We start from the raw sequence: 13,168 nt of genomic DNA, 5'->3' as shown, positions 1-13,168 counted from the left end.
CTTTTTACACTTTCTATACGATTCCAAATTTCGTCTTCCATCTAGGAGAGTGTTTTACGAAACATTGCGAGAGAACCTCGTTCAAACCAGCTTCTTCACGTCCAGGCACTTCCAACAAAGTTTGCCACTTCACCTGTTCTGAGACTTTTTGATAAGCTCGCGCATAAAAGTCCTTCGCTTGTGCTGGAGGGTCTTCATATCCCAAGTCGATCTCAAGAAACTTTCTAATAATATAAATCACAAAATCGGATAACTGAATCATGGGATGTTTCTCTGAATCAACCGGATAGCTAAATTCGACTACCCACTTGAGACGCCGTGCTTGGGCAACCTTGTAACGCCTAAAGGCGGTCAATCTGTCAATATGCTCGTGCATGTCGTCCTTTATGTCGATAATGAACATCCCCCGAGCGGATTGCCCCAATTGCTTCTTCACATATCGCTCAACATAGCTAATCATATAATTGAAGGCGATCATGTAAGGACTCGAACCAGAGACAATGTCATGAGCAGCGTCGCGATCCTCAAGTGGGATCGCCCCCAATTTAGTCTTATCGATTGCCGTCGAATGAACTCCGATACTATGGTTGATAATCAAATCCAAGATATCGAAAGCAAGTTGATCCACCTCTCGACGGGAGCGCCCCTGGAACGGCCCATTACAGTACATCAATTCATGTGAATGCAGTTCAAAACCCGCGGGAATTTGACCATCAAAAAAATTGGAGATAATCGCCGTGAAATTCTTGCATACTTTTGTCCAGCTCTTGTCTTTTACAGAAACACCTCCAAGAACGAATACCTTTTGAGCATCGTTGAGATTTTCGCCCGAACATCCTGTCTCGTCTAAATAAAAGAAGTGCATAAATTCATCCTATTAATCTATGTGACACCCTCTATAATTAAGTGATGCCAAAGGCATCAATCCTAAATTAAGTCGATCGAATTAATTCAACAATACTAGACTTATTTCCAGCGTTCTATCACACACGAAAGTCGTCACTCGGCCTGATACCGCACCAGAATAAAAGTGAAGGTGGCTCATAAGACGCTAAAAAAGATCTTTCTCAGAAAATTAAAACGTTTTCAGGATAAGGTTCAGTCCGCCTCGCTAAGCCTTACGATGAATGTCGCTTTCCTGGAATTTCTTCGTCGTACTTCACGCGTTAATCAGCCCCTATCACAGCACTGCCAAGCTACATTTAAGCCATAGCGCAAACGAGGCTTTATCTCATATCACCAACTACCACCCATCACCCCCTTCCCGAGCCGCCCGCCGCAACCGCGCCCCCTCGAACAGGTCCGCCTCATACTGATCCGTATCCCCGAACTGGTGCCGCTCGCCATCGCTACGCTTTTGTAGATCGCTTTCCAGAAACTCTTCCGCCGTGTCGCGGTGGACGATCAGCCCCGACAGCCGCGCCAGCATGAAGGCCACCAGCACCTTGTTCATTCGCGTGGTGTAGCCCGCCCCCTGTTTCTTGAAGAACCGCACCACGTCCTCTTCCACCCACAGGGTCACCTTCTTTTTCCGGCTCTCGAACCGCCGGTCATAAATCTCCCGCCATTCCGGCGGAATGCGCCGCCGCGCGATGATCGGCTGATGCATGTCCCACTCCAACTGGGCCATGACATCCATCAGATAACCATGGTTCTGGCGCTGGGTGGCAGTTCGGGCTTCGGGAATCAGCATGGGGCACCTCATCAAGATCGATGTCCCCACCTTCCGCAAATCGGGTTAAAAAATTGCGAACGTACCGCCCGTTACGTCATGACGTTTGCCATACGCTTGCCAGCCGCGATCCAGACGTTAAAAGCTGTACCTATGGCAAAGCTCTACTTCCACTATTCCACGATGAACGCAGGCAAAAGCACCGTGCTTTTGCAGGCCTCCTACAACTATCAGGAACGCGGTATGCAAACCTACCTGCTCACCGCCGCCATCGACGGCAGAGCCGGCCAAGGACGCATCGCCAGCCGCATCGGAATAGGGGCAGACGCGGACACTTTCACAACCAAAGATGACCTCTGCGAAAAGATCCGAATCCGCAAGAAAACCCATGATTTCGCTTGCGTTTTTATAGATGAGGCCCAATTCCTCCAGCCCGAACAAGTCTGGCAACTGGCCCGCGTCGTAGACGATCTGAAGATCCCCGTGATGTGCTACGGCCTGCGCGTCGACTTCCTCGGACAGCTCTTCCCCGGCTCCGCCGCCCTCCTCGCCCTCGCCGACGAAATGCGCGAAGTCCGCACCATCTGCCACTGCGGAAAAAAGGCCACCATGGTCATCCGCAAAGCCGCCGACGGCACAGTCCAAACCTCCGGCGACCAAGTCCAAATCGGCGGCAACGAAACCTACATCTCCCTCTGCCGCAAGCACTTCCGAGAGGCCATCGGCGACCCCAAAGCGCACTCCTAACCATTCATCTTGGTTAAAATACCTCGGGGTGAATTGGGGCCGGCAAGGCCCCAAGAGGGGCAGCGCCCCTCAGACGCGGTTCGGTAATTCACGTCCGTCCAAAAACGCGCACACGTTCTCCACGGCGACCAGTCCCATGGCTTCACGAACCTCCAGCGCAGCAGTTCCCAAATGAGGCAACAGCACCACATCATCCCGCTGCAACAGCACCTCCGGCACCTCAGGCTCGTACTCATAGACGTCCAAGCCCGCGCCCGCGATCTCTCCGGCCTCCAACGCGGCAATCAGCGCCGCCTCATCAACCACGTCGCCACGCGCGATATTCACAAGATAGCTCTGCGGCCCCAAAGCCTGCAAAACCTCGGCGTCCACCAAATGTCGGGTCTCGGCGCCACCTGGGACCGCTACAACCAGCACGTCCACTGCTGCGGCCAGCTCGGCGGGCGACGCATGCCACGTCGTCTCCATCACCGCCTCTTTCGGGCTGCGCGAACAGTAATGCACTGCCATATCGAACCCGTAGTGACAGCGCCGTGCGATGGCTTGACCAATCCGGCCCATGCCCAAGACACCCACACGCTTGCCGCTTAGGTGCATACCAAGCAATTGCGTCGGATGCCAACCGGTCCAAGCGCCTGAACGCACCAGCCGCTCGCCTTCCCCCGCGCGGCGTGTAACCATCAGCATCAGCGTCATCGCAATGTCGGCGGTCGCGTCTGTGACCGCGCCGGGGGTGTTCGTGACCTCGATCCCCGCCGCACGCGCGGCAACTACATCGATGTGGTTATACCCCACACCAAAATTCGCCAGCAGCTTGCATCGAGGCGCGGTGACATCCGCAAAGACCTCCGCCGAATACATGTCCCGCAAGGTCGGCAGCACTACGTCATAGTCCCGCAGAGAGGCCCGCATCTCATCACCGCTCATGGGCAGCACGTCAGCGCGCACAGTCACATCAAAGCCTTCACATGCGGCCACGACGCGCTCGGGCAGCGGGCGGGTGATCAAGAGCTTCAGCATAGTTTTGCGCCCACCGGCGCATCCTTATCCGGCACAGCCAGCACAACCGCATCATCTGCATCGTGAAAACCCAGAACCAGAATTTCGGACATGAACTTGCCGATCTGGCGCGGGGGAAAGTTCACCACGGCCATGACCTTACGCCCCACCAGTTCCTCGGGGGTGTAATGGACGGTGATCTGCGCGCTTGATCGTTTTTCACCAATCTCCGCCCCGAAATCGATCCAGAGCTTGATGGCGGGCTTGCGTGCTTCAGGGTAGGGCTCGGCTCGGGTGACCTCGCCCACGCGGATATCGACCTTGGCGAAATCGTCGTATGAAATCTCAACCACGGCCCAACTCCCGACTGCGATCAGCCGCAGCCTTGACGGTGGCGCGGATCAGGGGCGGCAAACCAGCACCTTCATCCATCAACACCTCAAGCCCCGCCTGCGTGGTGCCATTGGGGCTGGTCACGTTTACGCGCAGTTGGCTGGGGCTGTCCTCGGACCCTTCGGCCAAAGCCCCTGCGCCTGCCACAGTCGCCTGCGCCAGTTTCATCGCCAATTCGGGCGACAACCCCTCGGCCTCGCCCGCGGCGGCCAGACATTCGATCATGTGGAAGACATAGGCCGGACCCGAGCCCGACAGCGCCGTCACCGCATCCATCTGCTCTTCTGCCTCCAAACGCACAGTCTGGCCTACGGCCTGCAACAGCGCCTCGGACAGGGCCACTTGCTCTTCGGTGACAAAGCTGTTGCCGATCAGCGCAGTGATCCCCTGCCCCACGGCCGCAGGCGTGTTGGGCATACAGCGCACGATGGGGCTGCCTGCACCCAATGCGGCCTCATAGGCGGCCAAAGGCGTGCCCGCCGCGACCGAGACAAACAGCGTCCTACCGCCGCCCATCGCCGCCAGCGTGGGCAGAGCCGCGCCCATCATCTGGGGTTTCACTGCGATCAGAACCAAAGCGGGATCGGCGGGCAATTCGGCATTCACATGAACGCCCTGCGCCTGAACCCAATCGGAAGGATGCGGATCAATGACCCAGACCGAAGTTTTCGGCAGTCCACCCTTCAACCAGCCCGCCAGCATGGCCGAGCCCATCTTGCCACAGCCAAGCAGAACCAGTCCGCGTGCGGCAACGTCTTTCATATCCATCAGATTATCCCCGTCGTCTACGGCGGGCCGTCCAGCGGCCCACCCGATTTCGGGGACAGGTTAGGCGCGCCCGTAGGCCTCTGCAATGGCGACTTGCAGCGCGTCTTTCGGGTCGCGATCCGCCCAAGCCACCAGCTGCATCGCAGGATAGAACCGCTCGGCGTTGGCGATCGCGGAACTGATCATCACGTCGATTTGTTCCGGTGTCGCCATTTGCCCCCCAGTCAGCAGCAGACCGTAGCGGTAAACCATCATCTTATGCTCAAGCCAGTAGCTGAAAGTGCCCGCCCAACATTGGTCATTGATGTGGTTCAGCGCCTCATAGAGAGCGGGCAGACGCGCCAGCGGCGGTTCCATCTCAAAGGTGCAGACCATGCGCAGGGTCTCGTCGTAGCCGGACCATGCCAAAGTGACCGAGTACGTGCGCCATTGCCCTTCCACGGCCATCGCGATCTGGTCGTCCCCGACCCGATCGAAATCCCATGAATGATGCTCGGCCAACGTCTCGACGATGTCGATCGGATGCAGTTCGTCTGACGCGAACTCTTCTGTAAGTGCCATGGCGCCACCCCATATTTTTAGCGAAGGCGGCGTGGCAGCGCCGCTATTGCTAGGTGCCTGGTCTAGGAAAAGCGAAACAAATCACTTTCCCTACTAAATATGGTGGGGCTTTAAAGCCTATTCGTAAAGCAATATTTTCGTAATCGACCCAATAAGTTGTGGATTAAGAATCCACAGGCACAAGAGCCCCGTGGATAACTTTGGCAAATTCCGGCACCAACAAACGAAAAAGGCGACCCCAAGGGGCCGCCTTCCTGTCAATCAGACTAACCTTGCGAAAAGGTTATTCCGCGCCCTTCTCCAGCGCGTCCAGACGGGCTTTCAAAGCCTCGTTCTCTTCGCGGGCTTTCTGGGCCATTGCGCGAACCGCATCGAACTCTTCACGCGTGACGAAATCGCGATCGGCCATCCAGCGGTCGATCATCGAAGCGAATGCGGTTTCCATTTCCTGTCGCGCACCCTGAGCCACGCCCATGGCATTGGTCATCAGCTGCGAAACATCATCGAAAAACTTGCCTTTGGTTTGCATGGGTCTCTCCGGCGTTACCTTTGCACCCTATATGGGGCGCAATGGGGTCAGGCTCAACCTTGACTTCGCCCAAAAGACACAGGCAGACAGTCGCACATGCTAGCGCTTATTCCGTACCCCGAAATTTCCCCCGAGATATTCTCGTTCCAGATCGGCAGTTTCACACTGGCCCTGCGCTGGTATGCGCTGGCCTATATCGTGGGCCTGCTGATCGGCTGGCGACTGGTTGTGATGGCAGTCAAGAACGCCGCACTCTGGCCCAAAGGCCGCACCCCCATGACCCCGCCGCAGGTCGAAGAGCTGCTGACGTGGATCATCTTCGGCGTCATCCTTGGCGGGCGCTTGGGCTATGTGCTGTTCTACAAACCCGAATACTATCTGGCCAATCCGTCCGAGATCCCGATGGTCTGGCAAGGAGGCATGGCCTTTCACGGTGGCCTTCTGGGGGTCATCGTCGCGGGTCTGCTGTTCTGCCGCAAGCACGCCATCCCGATGCTCTCTGCTGCTGATGCGCTGGCCCTTGCCGCGCCGCCGGGCTTGCTACTGGGGCGCATCGCGAACTTTATCAACGCAGAGCTCTGGGGCCGCCCCACCGACGCGCCTTGGGCGATGATTTTCCCGACCGATCCCCACGGCCTGCCCCGCCATCCCAGCCAGCTTTATGAAGCAGCACTAGAAGGGTTGGTCCTTGGGTTGATCCTGATCTTCCTGATGTGGGGCCGCAAAGCTGCGCACCGTCCAGGCCAGATCGCTGGCGCCTTCTTCGCAGGCTACGGCATCGCACGCTTTATCGTAGAATGGGCGCGGGAATCCGACGCGCAGTTCTATGTGGACAATCCCTACGGCTATGCCATCTGGTGGGGAGACTACGGCCTAAGCATGGGTCAGCTTCTGTCCTTACCCATGGTCGCCATCGGACTGGGCCTGATCCTGATTGCCCGCCACAGAACCAAGGGGACCGCATGACCGCTCTGCTTGATCTGATCCGCAGCCGCATCGACCTGACCGGCCCGATGCCTCTGTCCGAATACATGACTACCTGCCTGCTGCACCCCAAGCACGGCTATTACACCACCCGCGATCCTTTGGGCGCCAAGGGTGATTTCACCACCGCCCCAGAGATCAGCCAGATGTACGGCGAGATGGTCGGCCTTTGTCTTGCGCAAAGCTGGCTGGACCAAGGATCACCCGCCAAGATCACTCTGGCAGAACTTGGGCCCGGACGCGGGTCGCTGATGGCCGACATCCTGCGCGCCACCAAAGGCGTGCCGGGCTTTCATGATGCGGTGCATCTGCATCTGGTCGAGGCCTCGCCCGCCCTGCAACACGCCCAAGCTACCCGTCTGGCAGGCTACAATCCCACATGGCACGCCCACGCGGGCGAGTTGCCCGACGATGTGCCGCTCTACCTTGTGGCCAACGAATTCTTTGACGCCCTACCCATCCGCCAGTTCCAGCGCGATGGCGAGGCGTGGCGCGAAATCCTTGTGACCACCTCGGACACCGGCCTGACCCGAGGCCTGTCCGATGCCGCCCCCATCGATGCCCTCGCCCACCGGCTTGAGGACACCAAAGACGGCGATCTGGTGGAAACCTGCGCGCCTGCGCAAGCCATTGCCGCCCAGATCGGGGAACGCATCGCATCCCAAGGCGGCCTTGCGCTGATCATCGACTACGGCGACTGGCGCAGTCAGGGCGACACGTTCCAAGCCCTGCGCCGCCACGAATTCGCCGACCCGCTGGATCACCCTGGCCAAGCGGACCTGACCGCCCATGTGGATTTCGAGGCCATCGCCCTTGCTGCGCAGCCAGCCAAATACACCCGACTGACGGGGCAAGGGCTGTTTCTGGAACGCCTTGGCATCACCGCCCGCGCTCAGGCGCTGGCCACCCGCCTGTCCGGCACGCCTCTGGAAAACCATATCGCCGCCCATCGCCGCTTGACCCATCCCGAAGAAATGGGAACCTTGTTCAAGGTTCTGGGGATCACGCCCGAAACCGCACCGGCCCCTGCCGGACTAAGCGCCTAAGCAAAGCAGAGCATCATGACCCTAGACATCATCACCAGCCGCGCTCTCGAACCGACCCGTCACGGGTTTTTCGGTCGTAGCGGCGGCGCGTCTTCGGGGATTTTTGCTGGCTTGAACTGCGGCGCAGGCTCGTCCGACCAGTCCGAGATCGTGGCCATCAACCGCGCCCGCGTGGCCTCGGCTATGGGCGTGGACATGCCCAATCTGGTGGGCGTGCATCAAATCCATTCCGCCGAGGTGGCGATTGTGGACGGCCCGCAGGCCACGCCCCCCAAGGCGGACGGTCTGGCCACCAAGACACCGGGTGTCGCCCTTGCGATCCTGACCGCCGATTGCCAGCCCGTGCTGTTCAGCGATCCCGAAAGCGGCGTTATCGGCGCGGCCCATGCAGGCTGGAAGGGCGCGATCTCGGGCGTGCTGGAGGCCACCGTTGAGGCGATGGAGACCCTTGGCGCCAAGCGCGAGAATATCCGCGCCATCATCGGCCCCACCATCAGCCAGCGCGCCTATGAAGTCGGCCCCGAGTTTCTGGACAGTTTCCTAAGCGAAGACACCAGCTACACCCGCTTTTTCGCGAATGGACAGGGCGACCGCATGCTGTTCGACCTGCCCTCCTTCGGCATGCATCGCCTGCGCGAAGCTGGTGTGCATACCGCCGACTGGACCGGCCACTGCACCTATGAGGATCCACAGCGATTCTATTCCTATCGCCGCAGCTGCCATGAGAAAGAGGCAGATTACGGTCGTTTGATTGCCTGCATTCGCCTCTAGGGAAAGGTGACCTATCATAACGGATAGGCCTCACCGTCCATTGAAACAATCCGGCCTTAATTTTTCACGTTGTTTTCGACGGCGCGACACAGGTTCGCCGCATTTCCTCTGCACTTTGTAACGAAACAAAAACTAACAAATACAATATGCAGAGGCTCCTATGAAATCGAACAACCGCTTTCTCAAGTCGGTGCTGAAAACGGCACAGTCTGACAAAACTCCCGCACTGCCGTGGACCCGTGGCGCAACACGTCAGGCCATGATCGCCAAGCGCAACCAGCCCGACCCGCAGCCGCGCATCGCCCGCAGCGCCTGATTCGCGCTAACCTTTCCGTTCTTGAAAAAAGGCGTCCCTCTGGGGCGCCTTTTGTGCGTGTGTGGCAACAATCTGACTGCAATCGCAGCAATTACCTTTCTGCAATCACACCAGTTCACTTTTTTGTCGGGAAAATCGTGTCAAAGTTTTGACAAACCAGCGCCATTGAGGCAGTTATGAGGCAACGGAGCGCCTCGGCGCCCCCTTCTGGACCACGTACCAGTGGACCTACCGCGCAAGCGGACTGTTGATGAAAGAGCGACCCTGACGGAAAGCCTCAACCGTCGTTAAGGGGTCGCTTTTTTCATATCCCACACACCACGATAGCAAACCTCAAAAACGAAAAACCCCGCACGATGGCGGGGCCTTCAGCATTCACTGTGATCGCAGCATCACGCGGTGCGGTTCAGACGCTCTTCCAGAACATCAAAGGGCACGCCGGGCTCATCCTTGGCACCGCGAATAACCAGCGAGGTCTTTACGCTGGCCACATTATCGGCCTTCAGCAACTGCTCGGTCAGAAAACTTTGGAATGTCGACAGATCGGGCGCGACGCATTTCAGGATAAAGTCCACCTCGCCGTTCAGCATGTGGCACTCACGCACCAGCGGCCATTCACGGCAACGGGCCTCAAAGGCGCTCAGGTCTGCTTCGGCCTGACTGATCAGCCCGACATTTGCGAAAACCTTCACCTCGAACCCCAGCGCGCGGGAATCGACGTCTGCATGGTAGCCCTTGATGAAACCGGCCTCTTCCAACGTGCGCACGCGGCGCAGGCACGGAGGCGCCGAGATTCCGACCCGTTTGGCAAGTTCCACGTTCGTCATGCGTCCATCCGCCTGCAGTTCTGCAAGAATGCGGCGGTCAATGGGATCAAGTCGCGTTGCGGGCATGGGGCCTTCCTGTTTTTGCGAACCTTACACTGTACCAACGGCTATGCGCAACATTATTTCAATTTTGCGCAAGAAAATTAATCGCTATTCCGTCCTATCTGTAGAACCCTGTCCCGACAAGGCGTCCATGCGATATCGCCCCCCTTTCAACGGGGCAGCGGGGCGTCTATATCCTTCGCTCGACACAAAGACGCAAGACAGAAAGGTGCCCTATGGCCGAGACCCGTCACACAAAGGTCGAGACCCGTCACACAAAGGTATTGATCATTGGCTCCGGTCCTGCCGGATACACCGCCGGTGTTTATGCCAGCCGCGCCATGCTGAACCCCCTGCTGATTCAAGGCATGGAGCCCGGCGGCCAACTGACCACCACCACCGAAGTTGAAAACTGGCCCGGCCACACCGAAATCCAGGGCCCCGAGCTGATGGTGAACATGGAAGCCCACGCGCGCGCCATGGGGACCGAGATCATCTCGGACTACATCACCAAGCTTGATCTGGACGTGCGCCCCTTTGTGGCCCACGCGGACAGCGGCACCACCTACACCGCCGATGCAGTTATTCTGGCCACCGGCGCCCGCGCCAAATGGCTGGGTCTGGAAAGCGAAGAAAAGTTCAAGGGCTTCGGCGTTTCGGCCTGTGCCACCTGTGACGGCTTCTTCTACCGCGGCAAAGAGATTGTGGTGATCGGCGGCGGCAACACCGCTGTCGAAGAGGCGCTGTTCCTGACCAACTTTGCCAGCAAAGTGACCCTGATCCACCGCCGCGACTCGCTGCGCGCGGAAAAGATCCTGCAAGACCGCCTGTTCAAGCACGAGAAGATCGAAGCGGTCTGGGATCACTCGGTCGAGGAAGTCCTCGGCACCGAGGCGCCCCTTGGCGTCACCGGCGTGCGTGTCAAACATATGACCACCGGCGAGACCAAAGAAATCCCCTGTGACGGCTTTTTCGTCGCCATCGGCCACGCACCCGCGTCGGAACTGGTGGAAGGCGTGCTGGAAACCCATCACGGCGGCTATGTGGTGACCAAGCCCGACAGCACCGCCACCTCGATCCCCGGCGTCTTCGCTGCGGGCGACCTGACCGATGACAAATACCGTCAGGCCGTCACTTCGGCAGGCATGGGCTGTATGGCCGCTTTGGAAGCGGAACGCTGGCTGGCCGAAAACGAGTAAAGCACCAACAGCCGCCCTTCGGGGCGGCTTTTTTCTGCCCCCAAAGCGCTGAATGTGTCCCATGAAGGCTCTGATCATCATCGACATGCAGATGGAAATGCAGCGCCGTCTGGACAGCGGACGCGACTGCGTCAACGCAGACGCCCCCGAACGGATCGCCGCGCTTGCCGCCACCTATCGGAACCGCGGCCTGCCCGTCATCCACATCCGCCACCGCGATGACGACCTCGGATCTCCCATGCATCAGGACGCTGCAGGCTATCCGCCAATGCCCTGCGCCGAGGCCCTCGAAGGCGAGGCCGTGTTCATCAAACAGACCTCATCTGCCTTTGCCTCAACAGACCTTGCCGCCCATCTGCACCAGCACGGGATCACCGAACTGGTTGTCACCGGCGCTGTCGCGGGGTTTTGCGTGAACAGCACAGTCCGAAACGGTTCGGATCTGGGCTTCACCATGACCGTGGTCAAAGACGCCATCCTCGGTTTCGACCTGCCTCACGCCGATCTCGCTGCACAAGTGATTTTCGATGTCACGATGGCGCACCTTGAGGCAGATTTTGCGCGACTGGTTCAGACATCAGCGGAACTGGCCGGCTAGCCAAAGCTTGCTCAGGTACCACCGTTAGCGCTATCACGACCCCATGAGCATGCCCCCCGCCCTTTCCGGCATCGGACTGCGCCTGCTGGCAGTCCTGTTGATCACCGCCATGTCGGCAGTGATCCACGCCGTGGGCACCCGCGCGGCGCTGGGGCAGATCATCTTTTGGCGGTCATTCGTAGCACTGGTCCCGATCGTCTTGTACATGGCGCTGCGCTCTGACCTGCCGCGGGCGCTCAGCACCCGCCATCCGCGCCTCCACCTGACCCGCGGCCTCTTCGGAGCCGCCTCGATGGCGTTCAGCTTTGTCTCGCTGATCTACCTGCCTGTCGCAAACGCCCAAGCGCTGGCCTATCTGGCCCCCGTGCTGACCCTGCCCCTTGCCGCCCTACATCTGGGCGAACGCCTGCGCCCTGTGACCTTGAGCGCCGTCACTCTTGGCTTTGCAGGGGCGCTGCTGATCCTTTGGCAGTCGCTGGACATGGGTCAAACCGCGTGGATCGGTGTGGCGGCAGGTCTGGCCTATGCGCTGACCATGGCCGTGGTCCGCGTCCATATCAAAGCCATGACGCGCACCGAAAGCGCCGCCACCATCGCCTTTTACTTCGCTGTGATCTGCGCAGGGATCGGCCTTTGCACCCTGCCCTTCGGCTGGCCGCAACTCACCACGCCAGACCTCATGCTGCTGACCGCTTCGGGCCTTCTGGGCGGCCTCGCCCATATTGCCAGCACCAAGGCCGTCGCCCGTGCGCCTGTCTCCACCATCGCACCCTTCGACTTCACCGGCCTCATCTGGGCCATCGGCTTTGACGCGGTCCTCTTCGCCATCCTGCCCACGCCGCTGGCTATCGCAGGCATGGGCACCATCCTGATCGCAGGGCTTCTGGTGATCGGTCAGGAACTGCGCCCCCGCACACCCTGAGCCAAAACAAAAGGCGCCCCCGAAGGAGCGCCCGTCTATCCGCTATTCCAGCAGTAATTAATGCACTGCCACCGGCGCCAGATCGTTCTGGCGGGCCAGCGCGAAGGCCCCGCGACGGTCTTTCACCAGCGCCAGGCGGGTCCCTTGGGCATCATGCACCGCATAAAGGGTCTCGGCACCTTCGGCCTGTTCGCGAACCTCTTCGGGCAGGTCTGCCACACGCACGGGGCGCACGTAGACGATCTTGGTGTTTTCACCGCTCAGAAAATCGACTTTCGTATCCATGTATTACCCCTTCCTAATTTTGATCTCCTGCACCACGGTTTCAGGAACCGTACGGCGCAGATCGATGTGCAACAGGCCGTTCTCCATCGTAGCATCGCCGACCTCGACCCCATCCGCCAACACAAAACTGCGTTGGAACTGCCGCGCGGCGATCCCGCGATGCAAAAAGATGCGACCTTCGCTGTCATCGCCCTGACGGCCACGGACCACCAGCTGGCGATCCTCGACCGTGATGGACAGGTCATCCTCGCAGAACCCTGCAAGGGCCAGCGTGATCCGGTAGGACCGCTCCGATGTCTGTTCGATGTTGTAAGGGGGGTAGCCTTCGTTCCCGCTTTTTGCGGTCCGCTCGACCAGCCGTTCCAGCTGTTCAAACCCCAAAAGATAGGGGTGCGCCCCCAAAGTCAATTTTGTCATCGACATGCCCTTTTATAAAGCGACCGTCAGTCAGGCCCCGAACCGGCAACCTGCGTCTTCATGTCAAATATGGGCAGTGCGTCTGCCCTTCG

Annotated in this window: 18 protein-coding genes; 8 read left to right on the top strand and 10 right to left on the bottom strand. The window is 59.1% G+C overall.

Translation table 11 applies throughout. The features are described 5' to 3' along the window. Positions 1 to 13: 13 nt before the first annotated feature. Both CLV74_RS04240 and CLV74_RS04235 read right to left on the bottom strand, forming a co-directional pair. Positions 14 to 865 carry a DUF3800 domain-containing protein gene (locus CLV74_RS04240; RefSeq protein ID WP_106262971.1) on the bottom strand — a complete coding sequence of 284 codons (852 nt, stop codon included), beginning with the start codon at positions 863 to 865 and terminating at the stop codon, positions 14 to 16. A gap of 378 nt (positions 866 to 1,243) precedes the next feature. Continuing rightward, positions 1,244 to 1,693 (bottom strand): BrnA antitoxin family protein, encoded by a 450-nt coding sequence (locus tag CLV74_RS04235; RefSeq protein WP_170107978.1) that lies wholly within the window; start codon positions 1,691 to 1,693, stop codon positions 1,244 to 1,246. Positions 1,694 to 1,825: 132 nt separating this feature from the next. Between CLV74_RS04235 and CLV74_RS04230 the strand changes: the two genes are divergently transcribed. Beyond that, positions 1,826 to 2,419, top strand: coding sequence for a thymidine kinase (locus CLV74_RS04230; RefSeq protein ID WP_106263089.1), 594 nt, complete (start codon positions 1,826 to 1,828; stop codon positions 2,417 to 2,419). A 69-nt stretch (positions 2,420 to 2,488) separates the two neighbouring features. Here the strand turns inward: CLV74_RS04230 and CLV74_RS04225 are convergent, their stop codons facing one another. From CLV74_RS04225 to CLV74_RS04205, 5 genes are all read right to left on the bottom strand, one after another. Continuing rightward, positions 2,489 to 3,439, bottom strand: a complete 951-nt coding sequence (locus tag CLV74_RS04225) for a 2-hydroxyacid dehydrogenase (protein ID WP_106262969.1) — start codon at positions 3,437 to 3,439, stop codon at positions 2,489 to 2,491. Then, a complete protein-coding gene (locus tag CLV74_RS04220; protein ID WP_106262968.1) occupies positions 3,433 to 3,771 on the bottom strand; it encodes a tRNA-binding protein in 339 nt (112 codons plus the stop codon). Before CLV74_RS04220 ends, CLV74_RS04225 begins: the two co-directional genes overlap by 7 nt. Next, entirely contained in the window at positions 3,764 to 4,579 is an 816-nt protein-coding gene (gene proC / locus CLV74_RS04215) for a pyrroline-5-carboxylate reductase (protein ID WP_106262967.1), read from the bottom strand. The genes CLV74_RS04220 and proC overlap by 8 nt, the downstream gene beginning before the upstream one ends. Before the next feature lie 60 nt (positions 4,580 to 4,639). After that, positions 4,640 to 5,140, bottom strand: a complete 501-nt coding sequence (locus CLV74_RS04210; RefSeq protein WP_106262966.1) for a type III secretion system chaperone family protein — start codon at positions 5,138 to 5,140, stop codon at positions 4,640 to 4,642. A 283-nt stretch (positions 5,141 to 5,423) separates the two neighbouring features. Further along, entirely contained in the window at positions 5,424 to 5,669 is a 246-nt protein-coding gene (locus CLV74_RS04205) for an accessory factor UbiK family protein (protein ID WP_106262965.1), read from the bottom strand. Between the two features lie 96 nt (positions 5,670 to 5,765). Between CLV74_RS04205 and lgt the strand changes: the two genes are divergently transcribed. From lgt to CLV74_RS22745, 4 genes are all read left to right on the top strand, one after another. After that, a complete protein-coding gene (gene lgt / locus CLV74_RS04200) occupies positions 5,766 to 6,635 on the top strand; it encodes a prolipoprotein diacylglyceryl transferase (RefSeq protein WP_106262964.1) in 870 nt (289 codons plus the stop codon). Next, positions 6,632 to 7,699 carry a class I SAM-dependent methyltransferase gene (locus CLV74_RS04195; RefSeq protein WP_106262963.1) on the top strand — a complete coding sequence of 356 codons (1,068 nt, stop codon included), beginning with the start codon at positions 6,632 to 6,634 and terminating at the stop codon, positions 7,697 to 7,699. Before lgt ends, CLV74_RS04195 begins: the two co-directional genes overlap by 4 nt. A 15-nt stretch (positions 7,700 to 7,714) precedes the next feature. Then, positions 7,715 to 8,470 carry a peptidoglycan editing factor PgeF gene (gene pgeF, locus CLV74_RS04190; RefSeq protein ID WP_106262962.1) on the top strand — a complete coding sequence of 252 codons (756 nt, stop codon included), beginning with the start codon at positions 7,715 to 7,717 and terminating at the stop codon, positions 8,468 to 8,470. A 160-nt stretch (positions 8,471 to 8,630) separates the two neighbouring features. Continuing rightward, positions 8,631 to 8,786, top strand: a complete 156-nt coding sequence (locus tag CLV74_RS22745; RefSeq protein WP_170107977.1) for a hypothetical protein — start codon at positions 8,631 to 8,633, stop codon at positions 8,784 to 8,786. Between the two features lie 392 nt (positions 8,787 to 9,178). Here CLV74_RS22745 and CLV74_RS04185 read toward each other — a convergent pair whose 3' ends face one another. Beyond that, entirely contained in the window at positions 9,179 to 9,679 is a 501-nt protein-coding gene (locus tag CLV74_RS04185; RefSeq protein ID WP_106262961.1) for an Lrp/AsnC family transcriptional regulator, read from the bottom strand. A gap of 212 nt (positions 9,680 to 9,891) precedes the next feature. Here CLV74_RS04185 and trxB point away from each other — a divergent pair, with 212 nt between their 5' ends. The 3 genes from trxB to CLV74_RS04170 all read left to right on the top strand — a co-directional run bounded on the left by trxB (position 9,892) and on the right by CLV74_RS04170 (position 12,374). Continuing rightward, positions 9,892 to 10,854: a thioredoxin-disulfide reductase gene (trxB, locus tag CLV74_RS04180; RefSeq protein WP_106262960.1), complete on the top strand. Its 963-nt coding sequence runs from the start codon at positions 9,892 to 9,894 to the stop codon at positions 10,852 to 10,854. A 61-nt stretch (positions 10,855 to 10,915) separates the two neighbouring features. Next, a complete protein-coding gene (locus CLV74_RS04175; RefSeq protein ID WP_106262959.1) occupies positions 10,916 to 11,452 on the top strand; it encodes an isochorismatase family protein in 537 nt (178 codons plus the stop codon). A gap of 43 nt (positions 11,453 to 11,495) precedes the next feature. Further along, positions 11,496 to 12,374: a DMT family transporter gene (locus tag CLV74_RS04170; RefSeq protein WP_106262958.1), complete on the top strand. Its 879-nt coding sequence runs from the start codon at positions 11,496 to 11,498 to the stop codon at positions 12,372 to 12,374. A 57-nt stretch (positions 12,375 to 12,431) separates the two neighbouring features. Here CLV74_RS04170 and CLV74_RS04165 read toward each other — a convergent pair whose 3' ends face one another. Together CLV74_RS04165 and CLV74_RS04160 are read right to left on the bottom strand one after the other, a co-directional pair. Further along, complete coding sequence (locus tag CLV74_RS04165; protein ID WP_106262957.1) at positions 12,432 to 12,659, bottom strand: DUF1150 family protein; 228 nt, start codon at positions 12,657 to 12,659, stop codon at positions 12,432 to 12,434. A gap of 3 nt (positions 12,660 to 12,662) precedes the next feature. Further along, entirely contained in the window at positions 12,663 to 13,076 is a 414-nt protein-coding gene (locus CLV74_RS04160) for an Hsp20 family protein (RefSeq protein WP_106262956.1), read from the bottom strand. Between the last annotated feature and the right edge of the window lie 92 nt (positions 13,077 to 13,168).

The sequence above is a fragment of the Donghicola tyrosinivorans genome (genome assembly GCF_003003355.1).
Lineage (GTDB): Bacteria > Pseudomonadota > Alphaproteobacteria > Rhodobacterales > Rhodobacteraceae > Donghicola > Donghicola tyrosinivorans.
Note: the sequence above shows the minus strand (reverse complement) of the source record. Positions and strands in the feature narration are given on the sequence as shown.